Source organism: Flavobacterium zhoui (assembly GCF_042787235.1).
GTDB lineage: Bacteria > Bacteroidota > Bacteroidia > Flavobacteriales > Flavobacteriaceae > Flavobacterium > Flavobacterium zhoui.
Map to the genome: position 1 here is coordinate 85,956 of NZ_JBHZPY010000005.1, position 24,405 is coordinate 110,360.

Below are 24,405 nucleotides of genomic sequence, written 5' to 3' on the forward strand. Positions count from 1 at the left end.
TCTCAATAATTATTCTTTGGCAAATTGGATGTTGACCAACTAAGAATGGCAACAGAATAAACTGCTATCAAAACTACAAACTTTATGCATTGAAATTAAAAATTCTTTTTGCAAAATTCACAGCAGAAAGTGGCGCTATAAAGCGATAAAAAAGCAATAAGCTTAAATTGCAATTTTATGTTTTCATTCGGGTATTTTCGTTAAAAATGGAGTAACTTTACGTAATAAATTTTTTATAATAAAAACTCAATATGAAAAAAATAACACTTTCAATTGCGCTAGTTTTATCTGTTATGATTGGATGCAAAACGAGCAGTAGTTCAAATCATTCTAAAAAATTAGACCTAACCTTTGAACCAAAAAGCAATAGTACTGTTTCTGGAACAGCAACTTTTACAGAAAAAAACGGTAAAGTCACTTTCGTCGCCAAATTAGCTGGACTTACACCTGGAGCGCATGCGATACATATTCATGAAAAATCAGATTGTTCAGCTGCCGATGGAAGTTCAGCAGGAGGTCATTGGAACCCAACATTCAAAAAACATGGAAAATGGGGAGTTGGCGAACATCATAAAGGAGATATAGGGAACTTTACAGCAGATGAAAAAGGAAATGGAACGATAACTTTAACGACGGATGAATGGTGTATTGGCTGTGGAGATGTAACTAACGATATTGTAGGAAAAGGGCTTATCGTTCATCAAGGGACTGATGATTTCGTTACACAACCCACAGGAAACGCCGGAGGAAGAGTAGCATGTTCCGCTATTATTAAATAGTTTTTAAAAATTTTTATTGGAAGATAAAGAACACCATTATTTCAAAAACACAAAAGAATGGCGTGATTGGTTGAATGAAAATCATCACTCCTCTAAAGGCGTGTATCTAATTTTTTATAAAGTTGGGAGTGAATTTGAAAGTATGCGATGGGAAGAGGCAGTGCAAGTTGCCATTTGTTTCGGGTGGATCGATTCGACAGTAAGAAAAATGGACGAAGAACGGCGTAAACAGGTTTTTTCACCCAGAAAAGATAAAAGTGTTTGGAGTAAGCTCAATAAAAAATATATAGAAAAACTCATCCAAGAAAATTTGATGCACGAAAGTGGATTAGCAAAAGTTGAAATAGCTAAAAAAAATGGATCGTGGATCTCATTAGATGCTGTAGAGGATTTGATTATTCCATCCGATCTAGAAACAGCATTTAACAACAATAGTTTTGCTTTCAAAAACTATAAAAATTTTAGTCCATCCTATAGAAAAAGTTATCTCTATTGGCTCAATCAAGCCAAGAGAGAAGAAACAAGAAATAATAGAATCACTGAAATTATAAATCTCTGCTCCCAAAATAAAAAAGCCCGAGATTAATATTTCCAATAAGTAATTAAAACTTAACCTAAACTTTTCTACAAAACCATAAAAAAACATAGCTTTGTAGCTTCAAATTAAAGCAATGATTAACCCTTCGGCGTCCGGTTGGATAGATAAATTTTTTATAGAACAAAAATTTTCACTAGAGAATGCTTCTCAGACCACTGATACCTTTTACCATCAGGTTAGAGATACAGGATTTATATATGGACACATAATCTCTTTTGAAACAAAAAGTCCTATTGAAACCAAAGGCTGGTTCAAGCAAGAAATTTCTAAAGTTGCTTTATTAAATACCTTGTACGCTACTTTTTGTTCTACGGAAAAAGAAATTAGTCCGGAAAATTTCATCAAACAAACTGTTGCTTTTTACAATCAAATGAATCCTCAGGGATTTAACATCTTTAAGAAAATATTACCTAAAAATTCGCCTTCGCTTACTCTCGAAAAAATTATTGATGAACGCGTTCAAACTAATGATACAATCATCAGTAAAAACTTTTCGCATCTGGTAACAAATGCCTTATTGTTTATTGATGTACTGGCGTTTCGCCAATATTTAATTCATGCATCAATCCCTGAAAAATATCTAAAAAAAATTGAGGAAACAGTTGTTAATATTGTAACACTGGCATTGAAAGTAAAGTCCAACAAAACGCAATATGATGATTTATTGATTAAGCTTTTTGAAGCTTCGATACGTTACAGTAAATTTTCGAAGAATTCAGTTCAGAATTTAGAAACAATCCAATTGGATTATTTTACAAATGACCTTGAGAAATACTATCTTATTGATGTTGCCGGAATGGCTTTATGGAGCGATGGAAAAATTGAAAATAACGAAGCGTATTTTTTACATTCTTTAGCCAAAGTACTATCCGTTTCAGAAGAATTTGTCGATCGTAGTATTAGCAGTACCAATCTCTTTATTACAAAACATAAAAAGGATATTCCTTACTTTAATTATTCGAATCCTGTTAAGCATTTTTACGACCATACCACCCAAAGTGTTGTCACCCTAATCAGTCGCAATAAAAAGCGATTAGTCAAGGAAATAGTACAAAGCAAAGAATTAATGGTATTACTGGCCTATTCCACCCGAAGAGATTTAAACGAAAAAGAAAAGAAAAAAGTTAAGAAACAAATATTGGATATTTGTAAAACCATACCTTCATTGACTATATTTTTACTCCCTGGAGGAAGTTTACTCCTTCCTATTTTGATTAAATTTATCCCAACGCTTTTACCTTCGGCATTTAATGAAAATCTGGAAGAGATCGAATAATAAAAAAGCCGCTCGAGAGCTACCCATGGAAACAAGTTTGTAAGAGGGATGAAGTAGATTCACACTAATTTTTAAGTTGATATTAAAAAGTTAAACACGAATTTCACGAATTTACACGAATTAATTTGTGCAAATTTGTGAAATTCGTGTTTAATATCCAATCCGGTTTTGGGTCCATACCGAAGGCTTGAAAGCGGCTTATATTTAAAATTTCAATTGGTATACTTCATCCAAATCATTATTAGAACTGATATTAACCTCTAAATCAGTAACAAAACCTGAATTTAGACCATAAGCCCAACCATGTAAAGTCAACTCCTGACCATTTTTCCAAGCCGATTGTACTATCGAAGTTTTAGCCAAATTGAAAACTTGTTCTTTTACGCTGATTTCAACAAATGTGTTAAAACGTTCTGTTTCATCTTCGATGGAATCTAAATAATTGCTATGCAAACGATAAACATCTTTTATATGGCGAATCCAGTTGTCAATAATTCCAATGGAGTCATTGCCCATAGCTGCTTTTATACCACCACAACCATAATGACCACAAACTAAAACATGTTTTACTTTTAAAACATTAACCGCATAATCCAGAACACTTAACATATTCATATCAGAATGTACGACCATATTGGCAATATTTCTGTGAACAAAAACTTCACCTGGTTTAGCGCCCACTATTTCGTTAGCAGGTACTCTACTATCAGAGCAACCTATCCATAATAAAGGCGGAGTTTGTCCTTTGGCTAAATCTTGAAAGTAATTTGGATCACTTGCTAATGAAGTTTCGACCCATTTCTTATTATTGTCTAATATTTTTTTATAAAAATCGTTCATTATTTTAGTTTTTAATATTTGCAAATTTAATTAAATTCAACAGTGTAAAGTAACTGTTTTTAAACGTTGGAAAATAATTAGTTTAATTTTTTATTGTGGAAAGACTTCTGTTTGTACTTCCTTTTTTACCATTTTTCTTTTCGCAAAGTCATAATAATGTTCGATCGTAACATGGTTTTGTGTCTCTGAAGTGTTTTCTAATTGATATGCTTTTTTAAATCCCTTAAGTTTAACCTTGATATTTTGATCTACGGCCCTTGTTGTTTTAAATTCATGGATTAAATCCAAAATATCATGAGCAATATAAACGGTGTCCTTTGCATCAATAACTACCTTCGATTTTTCTGGAATATCATTTAAAGTAAGTTTTATGGCAGCTTTGTTTAAAAATGAAACTTCTTGAGCCAAGTCAATATGAATTACATCTCCATCTGCATATTCTTCTTTTCTAAAACTATAGGCTCTTTTAAGGTTTCCTTTTAAAACAAAAATAATACTAATAACAATTCCCAAAGCCACTCCTTTCAACAAATCAGTAAATACGACAGCTAATAATGTCGCGATAAAAGGAACAAATTGGTATTTTCCTTTTTCCCAAAAATGTTTAAATGTTGCAGGTTTGGCTAATTTGTATCCAACTAATAAAAGAATTGCCGCTAGAGTTGCTAATGGAATTTTATTCAAAACCAATGGAATAGCAACTACACTCATCAATAATAGACTACCATGAATTATCGTTGACATTTTTGATTTAGCACCCGAATTACTATTTGCTGAAGTACGTACAATTACGGATGTTAACGGTAAACCGCCTAAAAGAGAACTTATCATATTTCCAATTCCCTGCGCCTTTAACTCAACATTAGTATCTGTATACCGCTTTTGAACATCCATTCTGTCAGCAGCTTCAATACTCAATAAAGTTTCAATCGAAGCAACAATCGCGATAGTTAAGGCAATCACCCATACTTTAGGATTTGTTATGCCAGAGAAATTTGGCGTGACAATAATCGACTTAAATTCCTCAAAGCTACTGGGAACAGGTAGAGATACCAAATGCTCTTTTGCAATAGCTAATGAACTTCCTGCCGCAGTGAAAATTTCGTTGAGAATCACACCAGCCACTACTGCTACAAGTGCTCCTGGTATTAATTTTAACTTTTTCAAAAAAGAAACCTTATCCCAGGCAATTAATATTATTAATGATACTATCGTAATAATTATTGAGCCTAATTGTATGTAATTAAAAATGCTCAACAATGAAGATAACGTATCGCTCCCGTCAGACTGTAGAAAAGACTGATCTCCTTCAAAATCGCTATCATAACCAAAAGCATGTGGCAATTGTTTCAGAATAATAATGATTCCAATACCTGCTAACATTCCTTCAATAACATTCGTTGGAAAATAATTAGAAATACTTCCTGCTTTGATATATCCCAATGCTAATTGCATTAAACCGGCAATGAAAACTGCCGTTAAAAAAACATCAAAAGCACCTAAATCCGTAATTGCAGTCAAGACAATTGCTGTTAAACCTGCCGCGGGTCCAGAAACACTTAAATGTGATTTGCTCAAATATCCCACTACTATTCCCCCAATGATACCGGAAATAATTCCTGAAAATAAAGGAGCTCCTGAAGCCATTGCAATACCTAAACACAAAGGAAGAGCCACCAAAAAAACCACTAAACCAGATGCAAAATCGGATTTAAGGTTAGCAAAAAGATTGATTTTTTTTGTCATAATACCTTAATAAAATTGAACACAAAGACTTTCTCACATTGAAAAATGTGAAAATTTGATTTTAAAAAACTAAAATCAACATTGCATTAAACCTGATCAGGCGGGGGAATAAAAATGGACGAGGCTATTTTATCATGTTTGGATAAATTCTCGGAAAGAATAAGTGCTGAATCATAACTCAATTCAGGTAAATCTTCAAATGAAATATGGGAAATAAAAATGGCCTTAATTTCTTTATGGGCTTTTTCTTCTTCAGAAAAGCTATAAAATATAGACGTATCATTATCATCCTCGATTAAGCTCACAATTGTTGGAGTTAAAAGAAAGCTGATAAAAATGAATAATAATATGTGAGCAGTTATTTTCATTGTCGCAAAAATAGAGCAAAGTTTACGAAAACAGTGAAAGCTGAAGTGAATTTAAAAAAAAATTAACATTCAAAAAAAAACCCAAATAAATTACTTCATCTGGTTTTCTATTATAATCTAGAGGTTTTACAATCCTTCTTCCAACCAAGCTTGCATCATCCAGATTATTTTTTCTTGTTCGGCAATGAAACCACTCATCATTGAATTTGTTCCTTCGTCATTAATTTCTGATGATTTATTTAGAATTTCTCGTTCAATTTTCAATAGATGAGACAATGAATTTACAATTAGATGAATTGCTTTTTCATCAATTGAAATATTTTTACCCACAGGCAATTGGCTATTTTTTATATAATCCTCAAAAGTATGAAATGGTGAACCACCAAGAGTAAGCACTCGCTCAGCAATCATATCGATTTTTAATTGGGAATCATTGTACAATTCTTCAAACTTTACATGCAAGTCAAAGAAACGCTTTCCACGAATATTCCAATGAATTCCTCTCAGATTTTGGTAATAAACTTGAAAATTTGACAGTAATATGTTTAATTCTGTTACAATTAATTCTGATTCTTTTACCGGTAATCCTAGAATATTAGTTTTCATAATTTTTTATTTCTTACAAATTTATGGAAGTAAATAGAATTTGCACTATAAATTAAATTGATTGTTTTTATATTTACATCAGAAAATACTATAAAAATGACAATCACCCAACTAAAATATGTTTTGGCTGTAGCCGAACACAAAAATTTTACACTTGCTGCCGAAAAATGCTTTGTAACTCAACCTACTTTGAGCATGCAAATTCAGAAAATAGAAGAAGAATTAAGTATTCAGATATTTGATCGATCTAAAAAGCCAATTCAACTTACTGATATTGGACAAAAAATTGTGAATCAAGCCAAAAACATTGTCAATGAAGCGGATAGAATTCAAGATATTGTTGAACAGCAAAAAGGTTTTATAGGAGGTGAATTTAGATTAGGAATCATCCCAACTATCATGCCTACACTGTTACCTATGTTTTTGAATAATTTCATAAAAAAATATCCAAAGGTAAAACTCATAATCGAAGAGCTAAACACAGAAGAGATTATAATAAAACTCAATAACGGTCATTTGGATGCTGCAATAGCAGCAACTCCATTATTGGAAGAAAAAATTAAAGAAATTGTTTTGTATTTTGAACCCTTTGTAGCTTATATTCCTGAGAGTCATCAAAATTTTCAAAAAGAAGAAATTGAAGTATCTGACTTAAATCTGGATGAAATCTTGCTATTGCAAGACGGACACTGTTTTAGAGATGGAATTTTGAATTTATGCAAAAGCCAGGGTAAAAATGAATTTAATCATTTTCAAATTGAAAGCGGTAGTTTTGAAACATTAATAAAACTAGCCGATGAGGGTTTAGGAACGACACTACTGCCCTATCTGCACACTTTAGATTTGAAAGAATCAGACAAACTGAAGCTGCGTCATTTTAAGGAACCTAAACCTGCACGTGAAGTCAGTTTGATTTTCCCAAAAAGCGAATTAAAAATACAAATAATTGATGCACTAAGAAGCACAATTGCCGGAGTTATAAAAGGAGCAATTGTTTTTCAAAATGTTCAAATTGTAAGTCCAATTCAGAAAAAATAAAAAAAGGAACCGATTAAGGTTCCTTTTTTATTTATGAATTTACGATAAGCAAGCATTGTTTCAATTCTGGTTTTTCGATCGTGAAATTTAATAACCATTCTCGTAATTGTTCCATTTCAAACGGTAATAGGGTTTTTATGGCTTTTTCTAATTCTTTACAAAAAAGTATTGGATCAAAACTTACTCTTTCTAGTATTGATTTTGTGTAATCAAACATGATTTTTGACATATTAAAATAATATTATAGGTTAGATCTTGATTTTTAGCTACTGTAAAAATACATTTTAAATAGATAGAACATTACATATTAACATTCTTTTTGATTTTTTATTTTAGCAGTAAAAAAACATCTGTATTGATTCTCTATGTTTTTCGAGCACGAAACATCTCTCTTTTACCAGGAGGCCCTTCGAGCTTTTCAACGCTAAAACCAACTTTGATCATGCTTCGCTTCACTACTCCTCTCGCTGCATAAGTAACAAGAACACTATTTCGTTTAAGTGCATTATACATTTTTTGAAAAATTTCGGTGCTCCATAATTCTGGCTGTACTCGGTAACCAAAAGCATCGAAGTATATTAAATCAAATTTCTCAATATCTTCAATTGCTTCAAAAAATTGCTTTCTTTTTATCAATGAAAAATCTTTGCTTAAATTGATTTCTTCCCCCCAGTTACTCTCATGCATGGTTTTAAAAATGGCGCTTTCATTCGCTGCATTCAACTCCGCAACATAATTCATGGAAAGAACTTCATCTGCAGAAATTGGGTATGCTTCAACTCCAACATAGTCAATCGTCTGATTTAGTTTTTTTGCTTCTAAAAAAGTGATGAATGCATTTAATCCCGTTCCAAAACCAATTTCTAAAATAGAAACGTGTTTATTCTCAAATAAGGACAATCCATTTTTTATAAAAACGTGCTGTGCTTCTTGAATTGCTCCGTGCTTAGAGTGATAACATTCGTCCCATTCTTCTATATGAATAGTTGTAGAACCGTCAAAAGTTTGGATAATTTCTCTTTTCAAAATTAAAAATTGAGTTTATTAGTAGTTTTTATGCGCTATGACCAGATCAAATTTAGTCAAAACTAAAACGTATCATCTAAAAAAATCAATATTTTTTATCTATTTGATATAAATTAAGTCAAATTATTTCGATTTTTTAAAATATAAATAAATCACAATTAAATCCTATAATTAATAGTTTTATCACAAGGATTTCGATGATTTTTATTTAATTTTGCAAATAACAATGTTCGCTTTGTGAAAAAATCAAAGATTTTAATATTCTTGTTCATCAATTATAAAAATATAAAAAATACTATCATATTATGAGTACAACTCAAACTAGCAAAATTGAAATAATAAAAGCAGCTACTACAAAAATTAATGAAGTAGACTTTGAAAACTTAAGCTTCGGTTCTGTTTTTACAGATCATTTATTTGAATGCGATTTTAAAAACGGAGAGTGGCAAAAACCTGTCATTAAGCCTTATGCGCCCTTTTTGTTAGACCCTTCCACAAGAGTTTTTCATTATGGTCAAGCTATTTTTGAAGGAATGAAAGCTTACAAAGATGAGGATGATGCAATCTGGTTATTTAGACCTGATGAGAACTATAAACGTTTTAATAAATCAGCTGTTAGAATGGCCATGCAGGAAGTGCCAGAAGACATATTTATGAGCGGTTTGAAGGAATTACTTCAATTAGATGAGGCATGGATAAAAAGAGGTAAAGGAAATTCCATGTACATCAGACCATTTATGATTGCTACAGGAACTGGTGTAATTGCGAACCCATCTGATGATTATAAATTTATGATCATTTTATCACCGGTAAGCGCTTATTATGCAGGCGAAGTTAAGGTTCTGATCGCTGAGCATTACAGCAGAGCGGCAAATGGTGGAATTGGAGCTGCAAAAGCTGCCGGAAATTATGCTGCACAGTTTTACCCTACTAGTTTAGCTAACAAACAAGGTTTCCAACAAGTGATTTGGACCGATGATGCCACACATACCAAACTGGAAGAAGCTGGGACAATGAATGTATTTTTTAGAATAAACGATACTTTATTTACCGCTCCAGTCAGTGAAAGAATTCTTGATGGTGTGACTAGAAAGACTTTGATTGAGTTAGCCAAAAGTGAAGGTATTAATGTAGATGTGCGTCCTGTTTTAGTTTCTGAACTTGTTGAAGCCTCTAAAAATGGAACCCTGAAAGAAATTTTTGGTGCTGGAACGGCTGCAGTAGTTAGTCCTATTTCTGGATTTTCTTATCAAGATGTTTATTATGAATTACCTAAAAATGAGAATTCAATGGCATTGCAACTAAAAGATAAATTAACTAATATTCAAAACAAACTAGCTGAAGATACTTTTGGTTGGACTGTTAAAGTATAGATTTTAGATTTCAAGTATAAAAAAAGCGATTTTCATTATGAAAATCGCTTTTTTTATATTGCTGGAACTCGCGTAATCCAATTTAAATAATAAATTTCTATCGCCTAATACAAACAATATGAATCTGTTCCTTACTCTCCAAGTATCTTTAAAAAATTTGGTTTAAAATAGTTAGGACCTTTCATGACCTTGCCGTCTTCACGATAAATAGGATTTCCATCTTCTCCTAACTTACTCATATTGCTGCGTTGAATTTCGTCGAAAACGGCTTCAATTTTGTGTTGCAAACCATGTTCAATTATAGTCCCACATAGAATATACATCATATCTCCAAGGGCATCAGCAATTTCTACCAAATCATTATTTTGCACTGCTTCAAGATATTCCTCATTTTCTTCTTTCATTAAATTATAACGAAGGGTGTGTTTGCTTTCTCCCAAATCAGCTGTTGGAATTTCGCTATGTCCTATCTTAAATGCAGTATGAAATACCTTAACTGAATCAATTTGTTTTTGCATCTTTTTTATTTTTTAAATGAAAAGGCAAATTAGCAACTATTTCTAAACTATTAACTATTTTTGTTACAAATAATTTAAACTATGTTTAGTCAAGGACAATTAATATTTGCGGGCTGTTTTTTTGTTGCTTTTATTATTGCAATGGTAATTGCTTACCGAAAAGATGTAAAAATGCACAAAATATTTTACGAAGGAAATTACAAGATATTAATCGGTTTTTTAATTTTTATTGGAATTCTATTTATGATAAAAATATTTTTCAAACGTTAGAATCTTTATTTTTTGGAATAAAAAAATGCCCACTTAAAAAGGTGAGCATTTTTTTTGAAATTATTCTTCTAGTTTTCCGAAGGCAAAAAACCAAAGTTCTTAGAATATTTCAGCATTTGTTCCGCAAATGTTTTGGGTTGTTTTACTTCTATAGAAATAATATTCCCTTTTTTATCCAATTTTGGAACTAATACTGGGTTAACAAAACCACTATATGCTGCCGAAGCAAATTGTTTATTGCGTTCTAAAACTTCAACATGTAATTTCTGATCTACTTTTACACCGTAGTTTTCCACTAGTGCTTTTCCCGCATTAAAGTCACCTTCTGATTTAATTCTTTGTACTTCTCTTAATAATTGTCCGAATAAATCATGTAATTTTTCATAGTCAGTAATATTGAAATAGGTTTTCCCATTACGAGTTATTTTCTCAATAACATTGTCTTTTTTCCCTTTTTCAAAAACCCATGAACTTACCCACTGACGGTTTCTCATGTGTGCTTCCTCAATATTTGCGCCTAATTCTAAACGAACTAACTGCGTCATTAAACCATTACGGATATAACTGTCATAAGATTCCATTCCCAGTTTTTTCCAATCGTCAACTAATCCTAATTCTTGTAGTTTAGGATTGTATAAATAGTATAAACCCACTAAATCAGCTCTACCTTCCTCAAGAGTAGAAGCATAACTTTTTAATGATTCTTTTGGAGTTCCTACGCCAGGGTTTATCTGTCCTGAAGCATGACCAACCACTTCGTGTAAAGCAGTATGCATCTTATCCCCTATTTCACCATATTTTTTAGCCAAAGCAATTTCCTCCTCATCATTTGCGAATTCCTGCAATTTTCCTTTTCCTGCAGCTTTAGCATAAGAATCAATAATATTACCCAAAGAAACTGATTTCGAACCATGTTCTGCACGAATCCAATCCGCGTTTGGAAGGTTTACTCCAATAGGCGTAGCAGGAGAAGAATCTCCAGATTCACCCGCAACAATTACTGTTTTATAGGAAACACCTACAACATTTTTCTTTTTATGTTCTGGCATTAAAGGGGAATTATCTTCAAACCATTGGGCATTTTTAGAAACAACTTCCATTTTTGCCGACATATCAAAATCCTTGATCTGAACGATTCCTTCATACGAACCTCTATATCCTAATGGGTCATTATATACTTCAATAAAACCATTGATGTAATCAATATTCCCTTCAGTTGCGTGCAACCAAGCAATATTGTAATCATCCCAAGTTTTTAAACTACCTGTTTTGTAATAGTTAATAAGCAAACCTAATGCATCACCTTGCTTCTTATTTTCGGCTACACCCTTAGCTTTTTCTAACCAATAAATAATTTTATCGATAGCTGCACCATACATTCCTTTGCTTTTCCAAACTTTTTCTTCTAATTGTCCTTTTGCATTTCGAACCAATTTAGAATTCAAACCATAAGAATAGGACTTTTTAGGATCTGGACTTGTTTTTTTAGCGTAAAAATCTTCAGCTTCTTTTAATGTAATTCCTTTTTCGTAAAAATTAATTGCAGAACCTTCTAATAAACCTTTAGATTCATCAAAATTAACTCTTTTTGTATCCACATCGTTAAAAATAATTTCTGTAACAGCAGGAGATAAAGTAGTTTTAGTAGCTTTCATCAAACTGCTAAGGTATGCTGCAGAAAAACCTGGCTTAATTTTTTCACTTGAATAGTGGTGATGAATTCCATTAGAAAACCACACTCTTTTTAGATAAATTTCAAAATTTTTCCAGTCTTCTGAAATTTTATTTCCCGTATAATTTTGGTAAATATGCTCTAATGCCTTTCTGATTTTAAGGTTGTATTTATAATGTTGGTCCCACATTATATCTCGTCCTGATGTTCCAGCCTGCGTTAAATAATAAACTAACTTTTGTTCTTTTAAAGTTAGGTTTTCCCAACCCGGAATTTGATAACGCAATACTTTAATGTCAGCAAATTGCTCTACAACATAATCAAAAGGAGCTTTCTCTGTAATTTTCGCTTCGGCAGTTTTTGCTATTTGTCCGTTACAAATAACGGAAACCGTTAGAGTCACAAATAATCCAGCAATTTTAAGTAATTTCATTATTAATGATATTTAAGTGTTTAAATAAATTATTATTCAACAAATATACGCCATCTTTGAATAATAGATAAAAAGTGCAGAATATTTTCTGTTAAAGTACTATCAAAAAATAACTAGCCTTGTTCTGTTCCAAAGTGTGTTTTTGTAGCCTGTTAACTTTGAACGACTTTTAATAGCAATTATGTTGCCAATTTTAAGTTGCTATTGCGCCTAAACCAGATTCAGATTGGACTACCAATTTTATTATTATTTTATAGTTCCTTTAGTTTATTAATAAAATTTATAACTTTACGGGATATAACCCCCAATATATCATGAAGATTTTAAAATATTTATTTCTTTTAGTTTTACTTAGTTTAGTAGCATTATCAATTTTTGTTGCAACGCAAAAAGGAGATTATACAGTAGAACGAAGTAAAGTTATTAATTCGCCTAAAGCAGCTGTTTATAATTATGTAAATGATTATAAGAACTGGGCTAATTTTGGTTCTTGGATAGCTCAAGATCCCGAAATAAAAATAAATTATCCGCAAAATACTGTTGGAAAAGGAGCATCTTATTCATGGGAAGGAAAAGAGGGTAATGGAAACATGAAAACCATTTTTGTAAAAGAAAACGATAGTATAGCGCAAAAAATGAATTATGAAGAAACCTCTTCCAATGTGTTCTGGAGTTTCAAACACACTGTTGGTGGAACAAAAGTTACTTGGAAAACTACAGGTAAAATGAGTTTTCTTTTTAAGATTTACACCGCTTTTAATGGGGGCGTTGATAAAGTTATTGGGGGCATGTACGAAAAGAGTCTTGCTAACTTAGATAAAACGCTGGATTATGAAATAAACACCTATGCTGTAAAAGTTGATGGTTTGGTAAAAATGCCTGAGACCTTTTATTTACATCAAACGTTCACTAGTGAAATTTCAAAAGTTATCAAAAATTTCAGAATCGTTACTCCAAAAATAATTACTTTTTGCAAAAAAAACAACCTTCCTTTAGCCGGAAAGCCGTTTGTAATATACCATACTTATGATCTTGTAAATGGCCTCACGAAAATATCCATTTGTGTTCCAATCAAAAATCAGATATATACGAGTGCTGGAAGCGACCTCTTAACGGGAAAATTAGAAGCGTATGAAGCTATAAAAACAACTTTGACCGGTGACTATTCACACATTATAAAAGCACTTGATAAAGCCAAAGCCTATCGTAATGCAAAACAAATTGTCGCTGATCCTTCTTTATCTCATATTGAAATCTATACCATCGGTAAAACCGAAATAGAAAGCCCTTCTAAATGGGTAACCGAAATATATTACCCTACAAAACCAAAACTTGTGGCTAATAAAATTAATGTTATGACAAAAAAAGCAGAAGCTGTGCCAAATCCGACTGATGTTTTAACCCCTAAAACTGATGTTGTCCCGCCAAAAGCTAATACTGACGTTACTGCACCAAAAACTAAAACAGCAGTTGCCATACCAAAAGCTAAAACAGACGATGTTACACCAAAAGCAAAAAAAGATGCGGTTGTCCCAAAAACAAAAAAGATCGTCCCTCCCGTTAAAGAAGTAGAGATTCCTTCTGAATTTTAATTATTTTTTTGATTCGATTAAACCTATTTGATAAATTCTATTCTAAACAGATAAAAAAAACCTTGCAAGAAGAACAGGAATTCATTAAAAAGTTATTGAACCCTAAAACGCAAAATGAAGCGTTTAAAGAACTCTTGCTAGAATATCAAAGACCGTTATACAATCATATCCGAAATATTGTATTAAACCACGACGATGCAGATGATGTCTTGCAAAATACGTTTGTGAAAGTTTTTCAATATTTAAAAAATTTCAAAGGTGAAAGTAAATTATTTTCTTGGATGTATCGTATTGCCACTAATGAAGCACTGACCTTTTTAAATCAGAAATCAAAAATTAACGGAATTTCATCAGAGGAATTACAAAATAAAACTATTGATAATTTACAAGCAGATGTGTTTTTTGACGGAAATGAAATCCAACTTAAATTACAAAAAGCAATTGCTAATTTACCTCAAAAACAACAATTAGTTTTTAAAATGAAATATTTTGAAGAACTTAAATATGAAGAAATTTCAGAAATCCTGGGAACTTCAGTCGGTGCTTTAAAAGCATCTTATCACCATGCAGTAAAAAAGATAGAAGCTTTTGTAACGGTAAATTAAACCTTTTATATTTAATTAAGTCTAATGAGTATTATGAAAGAATTTAAATTAGAAAACGAACCTAAAATTGAGTCAGGATTCAAAACTCCAGACCATTATTTTGATCATTTTTCGGCTAAAGTTTTACAGCAATTACCCGAAAGTGAACCAAAAGTGATTTCGATTTTTCAAAAAAGAAAAATGGTAATCATGATGGTTGCTGCGCTTTTAGTACTCGCACTAATGATTCCAATTTATACCGGTATTTCAACAACTCCAAAAGAATTAGACCAAACGACTTTGGAAAATTATCTGACCTACCAATCTAACTTAAATCAATATGATTTAGTTAGTGAGTTAGAAACGGAAGATATTATTAAAATGCAGCCGGCACATTCGACTGAAGACCAAGTTATTGAAGACATTCTAACTACAGATACTGACATGCAACATTTACTTATCGAATAAAAATTAAAATTGAACTTGAAAAATAAAACAATGAAACTTAAAAAATTATTTCCAATCCTATTATTATTAATCTCCTCCATTTTTTATGGCCAGGGCGAAGGAATGAGAGAAAAAAAAGAACAAATTAAAGCTATGAAAATCGCTTTTTTAACAACGGAATTAAAATTAAACTCTAGTGAAGCAGAGAAATTTTGGCCTGTCTACAACACTTTTGATGATAAACAATTTGAATTAAGACATCAAAAAATGAAATCATTCATGAGGAGAATGAATGACGAAACTTTAGATAAAATGACCGAAAAAGAAGCTAGCGCTTTCTTGAATCAAATGGAAAGCACGGAAGAAGAATTATTCGTTTTGCGAAAAAATTTCATTGCAACACTGAAAGGAATTATTCCAGCTACAAAAATCATTAAACTCCGAAAATCAGAAGAGAATTTCAATAGAAAACTTTTGCAACAATACAGAGATAAAGGTCCGAGAAGAGATTAAGTTTCTTTGCTGATTTAAAAAAAAACCTAAACAAAATATTTTATTTTGTGTAGGTTTTTTTTTATTTCTTAAAAACGATGCGAACCATTTTATTTTTACCTGCTGCTATTGCGGTATAATTATCAATAAATCGAATCGTGAAAAGACTGGAATCATTAGATAATTGCTTCCATGTATTTCCGCGATCGCCGGAGTAAAAGAGCCCTGTTGCACCTACAACAACAAGTGCTTTACTTTTACTCCCCGGTACATATTGCACACAGGAAGCATACCCGAATCCCTGATTTTCAGCTCGTAAATTCCAAGTTTTTCCTCCATCTTCTGTCGATGCTTTATTTCCGAAATTTTGGTTTAGCAATTCATAATTTCCTCCGGCAATAAATCCGTTTTGAGAATCATAGAAATCGGCGGTAAAAATCCCAGTCATTGTTTTTCCTTGAATTATTGGCGTTTCAAAAACTTCCCAAGAATTCCCTTTATTTGGCGAATAAAAAACTCTTGCTTCCTTTCCTCCGGAAACAATCCATGTCCTATTTCCCTTCACAACAATATTAGTGTTACTTGCCGCAAATGCTGCTTCTCCCTCACTAAGTTGCGGCAATTTATCGCACACAATCTTAATCCATGAATTACCACCGTCTCGTGTCGTTAATATATTGAAACAATTACTTAGCGGATCTCCTATAGCAATTCCTTCTGAATCATTCCAAAATTGCATACTATCGTAAAAAACTTTCTCGTTATTTTCTTGATAAACTAATTTTGCTTTTGAACCATCTTTAGGAATCTTATACAGCAAAGCAGGATTGGAAACATTTAAAATAAAAATATTATTTGTCGTTTGAGCAATACTTCTAAACTCTGCTTTTGATTTATCATTTCCAATGGTACTTTCAGTCTTTTTATTTTTTTCCAAATCAAAAAAACCGAATCTTGAGTTATCAGCTGCGTACCAAACTATATTTTTATCGATCGCTATGGCTCTAATGCTGATTTTATCTTGAAAAAGAGTATCAATTTGGACCGATTGAAAGGTAGCATTTATACTTTTTTTATTCCCATAATTAACTGTCTTACAAGACCATAGACAGAAAAAAGCCAACACTGTTAAAAAAAAATTCTTCATTTAGATACAATTATTTAGGCTAATTTACGATATAATATGGTATTACCATATGTCTTTAAATTTATTGGCACAATAATTGGATATTGAAAAAATAATAAATTAATACCATTAATTATGAAAACGAAACTACTACTATTGAGTCTATTGACTACTGTTTTCGCAACACAAATACAAGCGCAAGGCAGGACTTCAGTAAACGCAATGAATTCAGAAATTAGCGATAACTTAGATCTAAGAGCTATTGCATCAATTTTTGGTGATTCTCGAAATCTTCAAGATTTTGAAAGACGATTGAATGATCCTAAACTTCAAATATCAAATTTAGATTTAAATAATGATGATGAAGTTGATTATTTACGGGTTATTGAATCCGTTGAAAATAGAACCCACGTTATTATTATACAATCCGTTATTGACCAAGATTTGTATCAGGATGTAGCAACTATTGATGTTGAAAAAGACAGATATAACAATGTTCATGTTCAAGTCATTGGTGATGAATTCCTATATGGTGAAAATTACATTTATGAACCTGTTTATTATACCACTCCCTTCTTTTACGCTTCTTTTTGGTCATTTAACTATCGTCCTTATTATTCTACTTGGAATTGGAATTACTACCCTAGCTATTATTACGCTTGGAATCCATACCCAATATACAGATACAGAAGCAACATTAATATTTGTTTGAACGTGAATAACAATTACAATTACGTAAGCTCTCGAAGAAGTAATGTAGCAATTAACCTATATAGTTCACGACGTTCTAATGGCTATGAAAGACAACATCCAAACTATGCCTTTTCACGAAGAAATACGCAAGTAACAAATCGTTACGAACTGGACCAAAGAAGAGGTGACAGAAATGTGGGTTCCCGAAATGAAACGGTAAATTCTAGAAACAGAACCAATCCTTCAAGAGAAGCTGGTGCACAAAGACAAGGTCAACAAAGGGATTACTCTCAAAACAGATCGAATCCTTCCAGTGAAGCTGGCGCACAAAGACAGGGCCAACAAAGGGATTACTCTCAAAACAGATCGAATCCATCTAGTGAAGCTGCTCCTCAAAGACAAGGTCAACAAAGAGATTATTCTCAAAACAGATCCAATCCTTCCAGTGAAGCTGCTGCTCAAAGACAAGGTCAACAAAGAGACTATTCTCAAAACAGATCCAATCCTTCCAGTGAAGCTGCTACTCAAAGACAAGGTCAACAAAGAGACTATTTTCAAAACAGATCCAATCCTTCCAGTGAAGCTACTCCTCAAAGACAAGGTCAACAAAGAGACTATTCTCAAAACAGATCCAATCCTTCCCGTGAAGCTGCACCGCAAAGAGCAGAATCACAGAGAGGTAATTCTGAAAACAGAAACAATTCATCTCGAGAAACTGCTCCACAAAGAACAGAATCTCAAAGAGATAATTCATCTCAAAGGAACAATAACAGAAGATCCTAAAAAATAATATTAGATTCCAAAAACACGGCTCCAAAGACCGTGTTTTTTTTTATGCCTTTTTTTAAATAAAATGCTCTAATATCTTTTAAAAGAGTAAATTTGACGAGTTTTTTAAAAAATATACATGAGCGCATCGCACAAAGACTTGCACAGTAAATTGACATTAGGCGGGTTATTAATCTCTTTAGGAATAATTTACGGTGACATTGGAACCTCACCCTTATATGTTATGAAAGCTATACTTGGCGATCATATTATAAATGCAGATATTGTTTTAGGAGGTATATCAGCCGTATTTTGGACCCTTACCCTACAAACTACAATCAAGTATGTGATTATCACCTTGAGTGCTGATAATCATGGGGAAGGTGGGATTTTTGCCTTGTATGCCCTAGTCAAAAAAACGAAAATTCAATGGCTCATTGTACCAGCAATTATTGGAGGAAGTGCCTTACTGGCCGATGGGATAATTACACCCCCAATTTCAGTATCTTCTGCTGTTGAGGGAATTAGAACGTACTACCCCCAAATGAATACAATACCAATTGTAATTGGAATTCTATTTGTATTGTTTACCATCCAACAGTTTGGAACTAAATTAGTTGGTAAATTTTTTGCGCCAATGATGATGATTTGGTTTGGAATGCTTGCTATTCTTGGAGTAATACAGATTGCGCAGCATACAGAAGTTTTCAAAGCAATAAACCCATATTACGCTTATCATTTATTGTCTATCCATCCAGACGGATTTTTTGTGTTAGGTTTTGTATTTCTATGTACCACTGGTGCTGAAGCCTTATATTCAGACATGGGTCACTGCGGTCGAAAAAACATTAGAATAAGTTGGATTTTTGTAAAAACGGCATTAGTACTAAACTATTTTGGACAAGGGGCTTATTTAATTCATCATGAAGGGCAATCATTACTTACATTAGGCGGGAAAAACGGAAATCCTTTCTATCTTATTATGCCAGATTGGTTCCAACCAATAGGGATTGTTATTGCAACACTTGCTGCCGTAATTGCCTCACAAGCATTAATTAGCGGATCATTTACATTAATAAATGAGGCTATGCGTTTGAATTTTTGGCCTAAAGTAAAAATTAAGTACCCAACTGAGTTAAAAGGTCAACTTTACATTCCTTCCATAAACTGGCTATTGTTTTTTGGATGTGTTGGTATCGTACTTCATTTTGAAGAATCCAGTAATATGGAACATGCATATGGTCTGGCTATTATATTATGTATGATAATGACTACGATTTTACTTAATTATTATCTGATAATGAAAAGAGTTAAATTGTATTTCATTATTCCAGTAATTGCAACCTACCTAATAATAGAATTCAGTTTCCTTATCGCCAATATCACAAAATTTGCAGAAGGTGGCTACGTAACACTTTTTATAGCCATAGTGCTAATTTCAATTATGACGATTTGGTATTTGGCTAAGAAAATCAACAAAAATTATACGAAAATTGTAAAAATAGAAGATTACAAAAAAGTATTGATTGAATTAAGTACCGATTTATCTATTCCTAAATACGCAACACATCTTGTTTATATGACAAATGCGGGCAGAGCGGATGAAATAGAAGAAAAAGTGATGTATTCTATTTTACAAAAAAGACCTAAACGAGCTGATATTTACTGGTTTGTACACGTCAATATCTTAACAGAGCCTTACAAAACAGAATATAGGGTAACAGAAATTGTCAAAGATGATATCTATCGTATTGACTTTAATCTGGGCTTCAGAGAACCTACAAAAATAAACTTGATGTTTAGAGAGGTAATCAGAGATATGGTAAAAAAAGGAGAAGTAGACATTACTAGTGGATATGAATCTTTGAATAAAAACAACATCATTGGTGATTTCAAATTTGTTTTATCTGAAAAATTTCTTTCTAATGATAGTGACTTGAGATGGCATGAAAAAATAGTTATGAACTCCTATTTCTTCATTAAAAAACTAAGTTTATCCGAAGAAAGAGCATTTGGTCTGGATAGTAGCTCTGTAAAAGTAGAGAAATTCCCAATGGTCCTTCATGCACCTCAAAATATAGGTTTAACTAGAATTAAATAAGTATTTTATTTACATAAAATTCATAAAAAGCACTGTATTAGAAACAGTGCTTTTTTTTATTAAAAAATTAAAAACAACATTCATTATTAAAAATATAACATTCGGTCAATTAATAGTACCTTTGCACCTCAATTATTTAAAATGAGATTACACAGAAATTTAGTTTATACTACCATCGATGCTTTAAACGCTATTTTTAATGAAGGCGAATATGCTGATAAAGTGGTAGCAAGGTCCTTAAAGAAAGACAAAAGATGGGGAAGTTCCGATAGAAAATTTGTTGCCGAAACCATCTACGAAATCGTGCGTTGGAAAAGATTATATGCAGAAATAGCAGAAGTAAAAGAACCTTTTGACAGAGATAATCTTTGGAGAATGTTTTCAGTATGGGCGGTTTTGAGAGGCTACCCTATTCCTGATTGGCGTCAGCTGGAAGGAACTCCTGAAAGAAAAATAAAAGGACGTTTTGACGAACTATCCAAAGTAAGAGCCTTAAAAGAATCTATTCCGGACTGGATGGATGAATTAGGAGTTAAAGAATTAGGCGAAAAGGTTTGGGCTACGGAAATAACGGCTCAAAATCAGCCTGCAAAGGTTATCTTAAGAGTTAATACGCTCAAGACAACTAGAGAAGCGCTTCGTGCTATTTTAATGGATTTAAACATTGAAACGGAAACCTTAAAAAATCAACCTGATGCTTTAGTGTTAAAAGAAAGAGCTAATGTTTTCTTGACCGATGCTTTCAAACAAGGTTTCTTTGAGGTACAAGATGCCAATTCACAATTAGTGGCCGCTTTCCTTGATGTAAAACCAGGTATGCGTGTCGTTGATACGTGTGCCGGTGCGGGAGGAAAAACATTGCATATTGCTTCTTTGATGGAAAACAAAGGACAATTAATCGCTATGGATTTGTATGAAAGCAAATTGAAGCAATTAAAAATCAGAGCAAAAAGAGACGGCGCCTTCAATATTGAATACCGTATCATTGACTCTACAAAAATCATCAAAAAATTACACGAAAAGGCAGACCGTGTTTTAATTGACGCACCTTGTAGTGGTTTAGGAGTTCTGAAAAGGAATCCAGACGCTAAATGGAAATTAAAACCGGAATTCATTGATAATATCCGTAAAGTACAATCGGAAGTTTTAGAGAGTTATTCTAAAATTGTAAAACCGGGTGGAAAATTAGTGTATGCAACTTGTTCTATATTACCATCAGAAAACCAAGATCAAATTGCTCGTTTCTTAACTACAGATATCGGGAAACAATTTGATTTCATAAAAGATCAAAAAATATTGGCTTCAGAATCTGGTTTTGACGGATTCTATATGGCTTTGTTAGAAAGAAAAGAAGCAGTCGAAAAACCTGAAAGACCTGAAAAAGTTAAGGTTTAAGATTTATTCCCATAAAAAAAGTCCTCGAAATCGAGGACTTTTTTTATGGGAATATTTTTCAGCTTAATGCTTATATAACCTTAAACTAAAGAAAACTTTAAACTTTTTTATTAATCATTCATCGAAATCAAAAACTCTTCATTATTTTTTGTTTTCTTGAAACGGTCATTAATAAAATCCATCGCTTCCACCGGGTTCATATCCGAAAGATATTTTCGCATAATCCACATGCGTTGCAATGTTTTTTGATCCAATAATAAATCATCGCGTCTCGTACTTGAAGAAGTTAAATCAATAGCCGGGAATATACGTTTGTTTGCAATTTTTCTGTCCAATTGCAATTCCATATTTCCTGTACCTTTAAATTCTTCAAAAATAACTTCATCCATTTTCGATCCTGTTTCAGTCAAAGCTGTTGCAATAATACTCAATGAACCTCCATTTTCAACATTACGGGCAGCTCCAAAGAAACGTTTTGGTTTTTGCAAAGCATTCGCATCCACACCTCCACTTAATACTTTTCCTGACGCTGGTTGTACTGTATTATAAGCTCTGGCTAAACGCGTAATGGAATCCAATAGAATTACTACATCGTGACCGCATTCTACCAAACGTTTCGCTTTTTCTAGAACAATATTAGCAATTTTCACATGTTCCTGTGGCTCTCTGTCAAAAGTAGAAGCAATTACTTCCCCACGAACACTGCGTTGCATATCAGTAACTTCTTCCGGGCGTTCATCTATCAATAAAACGATTAAATAAACTTCTGGATGATTCGCTGCAATTGCATTTGCGATGTCTTTAAGCAACATTGTTTTACCTGTTTTAGGTTGTGCCACGATCATACCACGTTGACCTTTACCAATTGGTGAAAACAAATCGATAATTCGCGTCGAGATGGTACTTTGCTTTTCAGCCAATTTGAATTTTTCAGATGGAAAAACAGGAGTTAAATGCTCGAATGAAACTCTATCACGAACTACTTGAGGATCGTGTCCGTTTATTTTTAAAACTCTCACAAGCGGGAAAAATTTCTCCCCCTCTTTTGGTGGACGGACCACTCCTTTTACCGTATCTCCAGTTTTAAGACCGAATAATCTAATTTGTGATGTCGATAAATAAATATCATCTGGCGAAGCCAAATAATTGTAATCGGAAGAACGCAAGAAACCATAACCGTCAGGCATCATTTCTAACACGCCTTCACTTTCAATAATCCCGTCAAATTCAAAATCAGAATCTTTAAAATTACTTTTCTTGTTTTTAAAATTCGGGTTTTGATTTCCGTTCCCATTTCCGTTAGTATTTTGGTTTGGGTTTGTATTTTGATTGGGGTTCTGCTTATGTAATTGATTTGGATTTATCTTTTTTATTGGTGCCGGAACTTCGCTATTTTCCTCAGTTGCTGAATCGGTAATTCCTTCAGTTTCTTTCACTGTTTCCTTTACTTCTTCTTTATCCTTTTTTAAAGCAATTTTCTTCTCGTAAGCTGATTTACTGAATTTAACAATTTTAGGCGCTTTATTTTCAGTTTCCGTTGGTAGACTACTTTCAGAACTATCCGTTGCCGCAACATTCGCTTCGGGAGTGCTTACTTCAACAGGCACAGTAAATTCGTTCGAAGTATCTTCCAGTTCTAAATTAGAAATTGTTGGATTTCTTTGAATAGCTACTTTTTTTACAGGAACAATTCGCACTCTTTTTGGCTTATCATCGTCAACTGTCTCTTCTTGCCTTTTATCAACAATTGAAACAACGTTGCTTTCCTTATTTTTCTCTAATGTTGTATCAACGCTAGCCGTCTGATGCTCTAAAATATGACTAATTAAAGTCTCTTTTTTTACACCGTTAAACTTTATGGTTTTAGCTGACTTAGCTATTTCTTGAAGCTCAGATAGCTTCATTTCTTTTAATGCAGAAATATCAAACATGAATGTTCTTTGAATTTAATTAATTTGGAAAATCTAAAGATAGGTAGTAAACTATTTTATTTTGAATCAACCGCAGTATGAAGTGCTTACGGTATTGTTATGCAATAATACGAATAAAATTTAATCATGCAATAGTATTTATTAAAAAGAAAAATATATTTTTGTAAAACAAATTGAAATCATGATACAAAGAATTCAGACCATCTATTTATTTATTGCTTTCGTAGTTACAGGAATACTACCTTTTTTTATTCCTCTATGGACAATGAAGGATGGCAGTGATTATTATTTTATGCAAGACCAATTTTATGTTATAATATTGGGGCTAAGTACTACGCTTTCTGTATTAAGCATTGTTTCCTATAAAAAAAGACAAAATCAATTTGTTATTGGCAGATTGAACATCATATTAAATTTGATTTTATTAGGATTGTTTGTATATCGTTCACTAAATCTATCTGGAGAAACACAAGTGGTTTCGGAGAAAGGTATTGGGATGTTTCTACCTATCTTGACTATCGTATTATTAGTTTTAGCTAATAAAGCCATCAAGAAGGATGAAGATCTTGTAAAATCTGTGGACAGATTGAGGTAAACCTATAAACTTAGTTTATTAGTGCGAAGGAAACCCGAATGTAACAATTCGGGTTTTTTTGTGTCTTATAATAAATCTTTATGTTTTAAAAATAATAAAAATCTTATTAAATGAAATGTTAATGATTTTTTTATAAAT

Annotated in this window: 23 protein-coding genes; 13 read left to right on the plus strand and 10 right to left on the minus strand. The window is 32.5% G+C overall.

What is annotated here, in order from left to right:
* Positions 1 to 251 precede the first annotated feature (251 nt).
* The 3 genes from ACFX5F_RS07565 to ACFX5F_RS07575 all read left to right on the plus strand — a co-directional run bounded on the left by ACFX5F_RS07565 (position 252) and on the right by ACFX5F_RS07575 (position 2,653).
* Complete coding sequence (locus tag ACFX5F_RS07565) at positions 252 to 779, plus strand: superoxide dismutase family protein (RefSeq protein ID WP_379851434.1); 528 nt, start codon at positions 252 to 254, stop codon at positions 777 to 779.
* A gap of 16 nt (positions 780 to 795) precedes the next feature.
* A complete protein-coding gene (locus ACFX5F_RS07570; protein ID WP_379851436.1) occupies positions 796 to 1,365 on the plus strand; it encodes a YdeI/OmpD-associated family protein in 570 nt (189 codons plus the stop codon).
* A gap of 85 nt (positions 1,366 to 1,450) precedes the next feature.
* On the plus strand, positions 1,451 to 2,653 hold the full coding sequence (locus tag ACFX5F_RS07575) for an LETM1-related biofilm-associated protein (RefSeq protein ID WP_379851438.1): 1,203 nt from the start codon (positions 1,451 to 1,453) through the stop codon (positions 2,651 to 2,653).
* A gap of 204 nt (positions 2,654 to 2,857) precedes the next feature.
* On the opposite strand, the gene can is transcribed toward ACFX5F_RS07575, so the two are convergent.
* The 4 genes from can to ACFX5F_RS07595 form a co-directional block, all read right to left on the minus strand.
* On the minus strand, positions 2,858 to 3,493 hold the full coding sequence (gene can, locus ACFX5F_RS07580; RefSeq protein WP_379851440.1) for a carbonate dehydratase: 636 nt from the start codon (positions 3,491 to 3,493) through the stop codon (positions 2,858 to 2,860).
* 90 nt (positions 3,494 to 3,583) lie between these two features.
* On the minus strand, positions 3,584 to 5,239 hold the full coding sequence (locus ACFX5F_RS07585; RefSeq protein ID WP_379851442.1) for a SulP family inorganic anion transporter: 1,656 nt from the start codon (positions 5,237 to 5,239) through the stop codon (positions 3,584 to 3,586).
* Between the two features lie 86 nt (positions 5,240 to 5,325).
* Positions 5,326 to 5,544 (minus strand): hypothetical protein, encoded by a 219-nt coding sequence (locus tag ACFX5F_RS07590; RefSeq protein WP_379851444.1) that lies wholly within the window; start codon positions 5,542 to 5,544, stop codon positions 5,326 to 5,328.
* A 189-nt stretch (positions 5,545 to 5,733) separates the two neighbouring features.
* The gene (locus ACFX5F_RS07595) at positions 5,734 to 6,213 is read right to left on the minus strand and encodes a Dps family protein (protein ID WP_379851446.1); all 480 of its coding nucleotides are present in this window, start codon (positions 6,211 to 6,213) and stop codon (positions 5,734 to 5,736) included.
* Between the two features lie 96 nt (positions 6,214 to 6,309).
* Between ACFX5F_RS07595 and ACFX5F_RS07600 the strand changes: the two genes are divergently transcribed.
* The gene (locus ACFX5F_RS07600) at positions 6,310 to 7,251 is read left to right on the plus strand and encodes a LysR substrate-binding domain-containing protein (protein ID WP_379851448.1); all 942 of its coding nucleotides are present in this window, start codon (positions 6,310 to 6,312) and stop codon (positions 7,249 to 7,251) included.
* Positions 7,252 to 7,282: 31 nt separating this feature from the next.
* On the opposite strand, the gene ACFX5F_RS07605 is transcribed toward ACFX5F_RS07600, so the two are convergent.
* Positions 7,283 to 7,480, minus strand: a complete 198-nt coding sequence (locus ACFX5F_RS07605; protein ID WP_073208151.1) for a hypothetical protein — start codon at positions 7,478 to 7,480, stop codon at positions 7,283 to 7,285.
* Between the two features lie 134 nt (positions 7,481 to 7,614).
* Positions 7,615 to 8,277: a tRNA (5-methylaminomethyl-2-thiouridine)(34)-methyltransferase MnmC2 gene (mnmC2, locus tag ACFX5F_RS07610; protein ID WP_379851450.1), complete on the minus strand. Its 663-nt coding sequence runs from the start codon at positions 8,275 to 8,277 to the stop codon at positions 7,615 to 7,617.
* Between the two features lie 305 nt (positions 8,278 to 8,582).
* Between mnmC2 and ACFX5F_RS07615 the strand changes: the two genes are divergently transcribed.
* Positions 8,583 to 9,650, plus strand: a complete 1,068-nt coding sequence (locus tag ACFX5F_RS07615; protein WP_379851452.1) for a branched-chain amino acid aminotransferase — start codon at positions 8,583 to 8,585, stop codon at positions 9,648 to 9,650.
* 131 nt (positions 9,651 to 9,781) lie between these two features.
* Here the strand turns inward: ACFX5F_RS07615 and ACFX5F_RS07620 are convergent, their stop codons facing one another.
* Positions 9,782 to 10,168 carry a pyrophosphohydrolase domain-containing protein gene (locus ACFX5F_RS07620; protein WP_379851454.1) on the minus strand — a complete coding sequence of 129 codons (387 nt, stop codon included), beginning with the start codon at positions 10,166 to 10,168 and terminating at the stop codon, positions 9,782 to 9,784.
* A gap of 338 nt (positions 10,169 to 10,506) precedes the next feature.
* Positions 10,507 to 12,543, minus strand: coding sequence for a dipeptidyl-peptidase 3 family protein (locus ACFX5F_RS07625; RefSeq protein ID WP_379851456.1), 2,037 nt, complete (start codon positions 12,541 to 12,543; stop codon positions 10,507 to 10,509).
* 314 nt (positions 12,544 to 12,857) lie between these two features.
* Here ACFX5F_RS07625 and ACFX5F_RS07630 point away from each other — a divergent pair, with 314 nt between their 5' ends.
* From ACFX5F_RS07630 to ACFX5F_RS07645, 4 genes are all read left to right on the plus strand, one after another.
* Entirely contained in the window at positions 12,858 to 14,135 is a 1,278-nt protein-coding gene (locus ACFX5F_RS07630) for an SRPBCC family protein (protein ID WP_379851458.1), read from the plus strand.
* Positions 14,136 to 14,197: 62 nt separating this feature from the next.
* On the plus strand, positions 14,198 to 14,740 hold the full coding sequence (locus ACFX5F_RS07635) for an RNA polymerase sigma factor (protein WP_379851608.1): 543 nt from the start codon (positions 14,198 to 14,200) through the stop codon (positions 14,738 to 14,740).
* 33 nt (positions 14,741 to 14,773) lie between these two features.
* Complete coding sequence (locus ACFX5F_RS07640) at positions 14,774 to 15,187, plus strand: hypothetical protein (protein ID WP_379851460.1); 414 nt, start codon at positions 14,774 to 14,776, stop codon at positions 15,185 to 15,187.
* Positions 15,188 to 15,217: 30 nt separating this feature from the next.
* Complete coding sequence (locus ACFX5F_RS07645; RefSeq protein WP_379851463.1) at positions 15,218 to 15,679, plus strand: sensor of ECF-type sigma factor; 462 nt, start codon at positions 15,218 to 15,220, stop codon at positions 15,677 to 15,679.
* 61 nt (positions 15,680 to 15,740) lie between these two features.
* Here ACFX5F_RS07645 and ACFX5F_RS07650 read toward each other — a convergent pair whose 3' ends face one another.
* A complete protein-coding gene (locus tag ACFX5F_RS07650; protein WP_379851465.1) occupies positions 15,741 to 16,805 on the minus strand; it encodes a sialidase family protein in 1,065 nt (354 codons plus the stop codon).
* Between the two features lie 114 nt (positions 16,806 to 16,919).
* On the opposite strand from ACFX5F_RS07650, the gene ACFX5F_RS07655 reads away from it, so the two are divergent.
* From ACFX5F_RS07655 to ACFX5F_RS07665, 3 genes are all read left to right on the plus strand, one after another.
* Positions 16,920 to 18,260: a hypothetical protein gene (locus tag ACFX5F_RS07655; RefSeq protein WP_379851467.1), complete on the plus strand. Its 1,341-nt coding sequence runs from the start codon at positions 16,920 to 16,922 to the stop codon at positions 18,258 to 18,260.
* Positions 18,261 to 18,384: 124 nt separating this feature from the next.
* The gene (locus tag ACFX5F_RS07660) at positions 18,385 to 20,346 is read left to right on the plus strand and encodes a KUP/HAK/KT family potassium transporter (RefSeq protein ID WP_379851469.1); all 1,962 of its coding nucleotides are present in this window, start codon (positions 18,385 to 18,387) and stop codon (positions 20,344 to 20,346) included.
* Between the two features lie 141 nt (positions 20,347 to 20,487).
* The gene (locus ACFX5F_RS07665) at positions 20,488 to 21,741 is read left to right on the plus strand and encodes an RsmB/NOP family class I SAM-dependent RNA methyltransferase (protein WP_379851471.1); all 1,254 of its coding nucleotides are present in this window, start codon (positions 20,488 to 20,490) and stop codon (positions 21,739 to 21,741) included.
* Between the two features lie 110 nt (positions 21,742 to 21,851).
* On the opposite strand, the gene rho is transcribed toward ACFX5F_RS07665, so the two are convergent.
* A complete protein-coding gene (gene rho, locus ACFX5F_RS07670; protein ID WP_379851473.1) occupies positions 21,852 to 23,672 on the minus strand; it encodes a transcription termination factor Rho in 1,821 nt (606 codons plus the stop codon).
* Positions 23,673 to 23,853: 181 nt separating this feature from the next.
* On the opposite strand from rho, the gene ACFX5F_RS07675 reads away from it, so the two are divergent.
* Positions 23,854 to 24,267, plus strand: coding sequence for a DUF4293 domain-containing protein (locus tag ACFX5F_RS07675; protein WP_379851475.1), 414 nt, complete (start codon positions 23,854 to 23,856; stop codon positions 24,265 to 24,267).
* Positions 24,268 to 24,405: the final 138 nt, after the last annotated feature.

Coding starts and splice junctions, on each gene's coding strand:
- ACFX5F_RS07675 (WP_379851475.1), top strand. CDS start 23,854: ATGATACAAAGAATTCAGACCATCTATTTATTTATTGCTTTCGTAGTT.
- ACFX5F_RS07615 (WP_379851452.1), top strand. CDS start 8,583: ATGAGTACAACTCAAACTAGCAAAATTGAAATAATAAAAGCAGCTACT.
- ACFX5F_RS07650 (WP_379851465.1), bottom strand. CDS start 16,805: ATGAAGAATTTTTTTTTAACAGTGTTGGCTTTTTTCTGTCTATGGTCT.
- ACFX5F_RS07625 (WP_379851456.1), bottom strand. CDS start 12,543: ATGAAATTACTTAAAATTGCTGGATTATTTGTGACTCTAACGGTTTCC.
- ACFX5F_RS07660 (WP_379851469.1), top strand. CDS start 18,385: ATGAGCGCATCGCACAAAGACTTGCACAGTAAATTGACATTAGGCGGG.
- ACFX5F_RS07585 (WP_379851442.1), bottom strand. CDS start 5,239: ATGACAAAAAAAATCAATCTTTTTGCTAACCTTAAATCCGATTTTGCA.
- can (WP_379851440.1), bottom strand. CDS start 3,493: ATGAACGATTTTTATAAAAAAATATTAGACAATAATAAGAAATGGGTC.
- rho (WP_379851473.1), bottom strand. CDS start 23,672: ATGTTTGATATTTCTGCATTAAAAGAAATGAAGCTATCTGAGCTTCAA.
- ACFX5F_RS07630 (WP_379851458.1), top strand. CDS start 12,858: ATGAAGATTTTAAAATATTTATTTCTTTTAGTTTTACTTAGTTTAGTA.
- ACFX5F_RS07655 (WP_379851467.1), top strand. CDS start 16,920: ATGAAAACGAAACTACTACTATTGAGTCTATTGACTACTGTTTTCGCA.
- ACFX5F_RS07645 (WP_379851463.1), top strand. CDS start 15,218: ATGAAACTTAAAAAATTATTTCCAATCCTATTATTATTAATCTCCTCC.
- ACFX5F_RS07565 (WP_379851434.1), top strand. CDS start 252: ATGAAAAAAATAACACTTTCAATTGCGCTAGTTTTATCTGTTATGATT.
- ACFX5F_RS07640 (WP_379851460.1), top strand. CDS start 14,774: ATGAAAGAATTTAAATTAGAAAACGAACCTAAAATTGAGTCAGGATTC.
- ACFX5F_RS07595 (WP_379851446.1), bottom strand. CDS start 6,213: ATGAAAACTAATATTCTAGGATTACCGGTAAAAGAATCAGAATTAATT.
- ACFX5F_RS07600 (WP_379851448.1), top strand. CDS start 6,310: ATGACAATCACCCAACTAAAATATGTTTTGGCTGTAGCCGAACACAAA.
- ACFX5F_RS07620 (WP_379851454.1), bottom strand. CDS start 10,168: ATGCAAAAACAAATTGATTCAGTTAAGGTATTTCATACTGCATTTAAG.
- ACFX5F_RS07575 (WP_379851438.1), top strand. CDS start 1,451: ATGATTAACCCTTCGGCGTCCGGTTGGATAGATAAATTTTTTATAGAA.
- ACFX5F_RS07665 (WP_379851471.1), top strand. CDS start 20,488: ATGAGATTACACAGAAATTTAGTTTATACTACCATCGATGCTTTAAAC.
- ACFX5F_RS07605 (WP_073208151.1), bottom strand. CDS start 7,480: ATGTCAAAAATCATGTTTGATTACACAAAATCAATACTAGAAAGAGTA.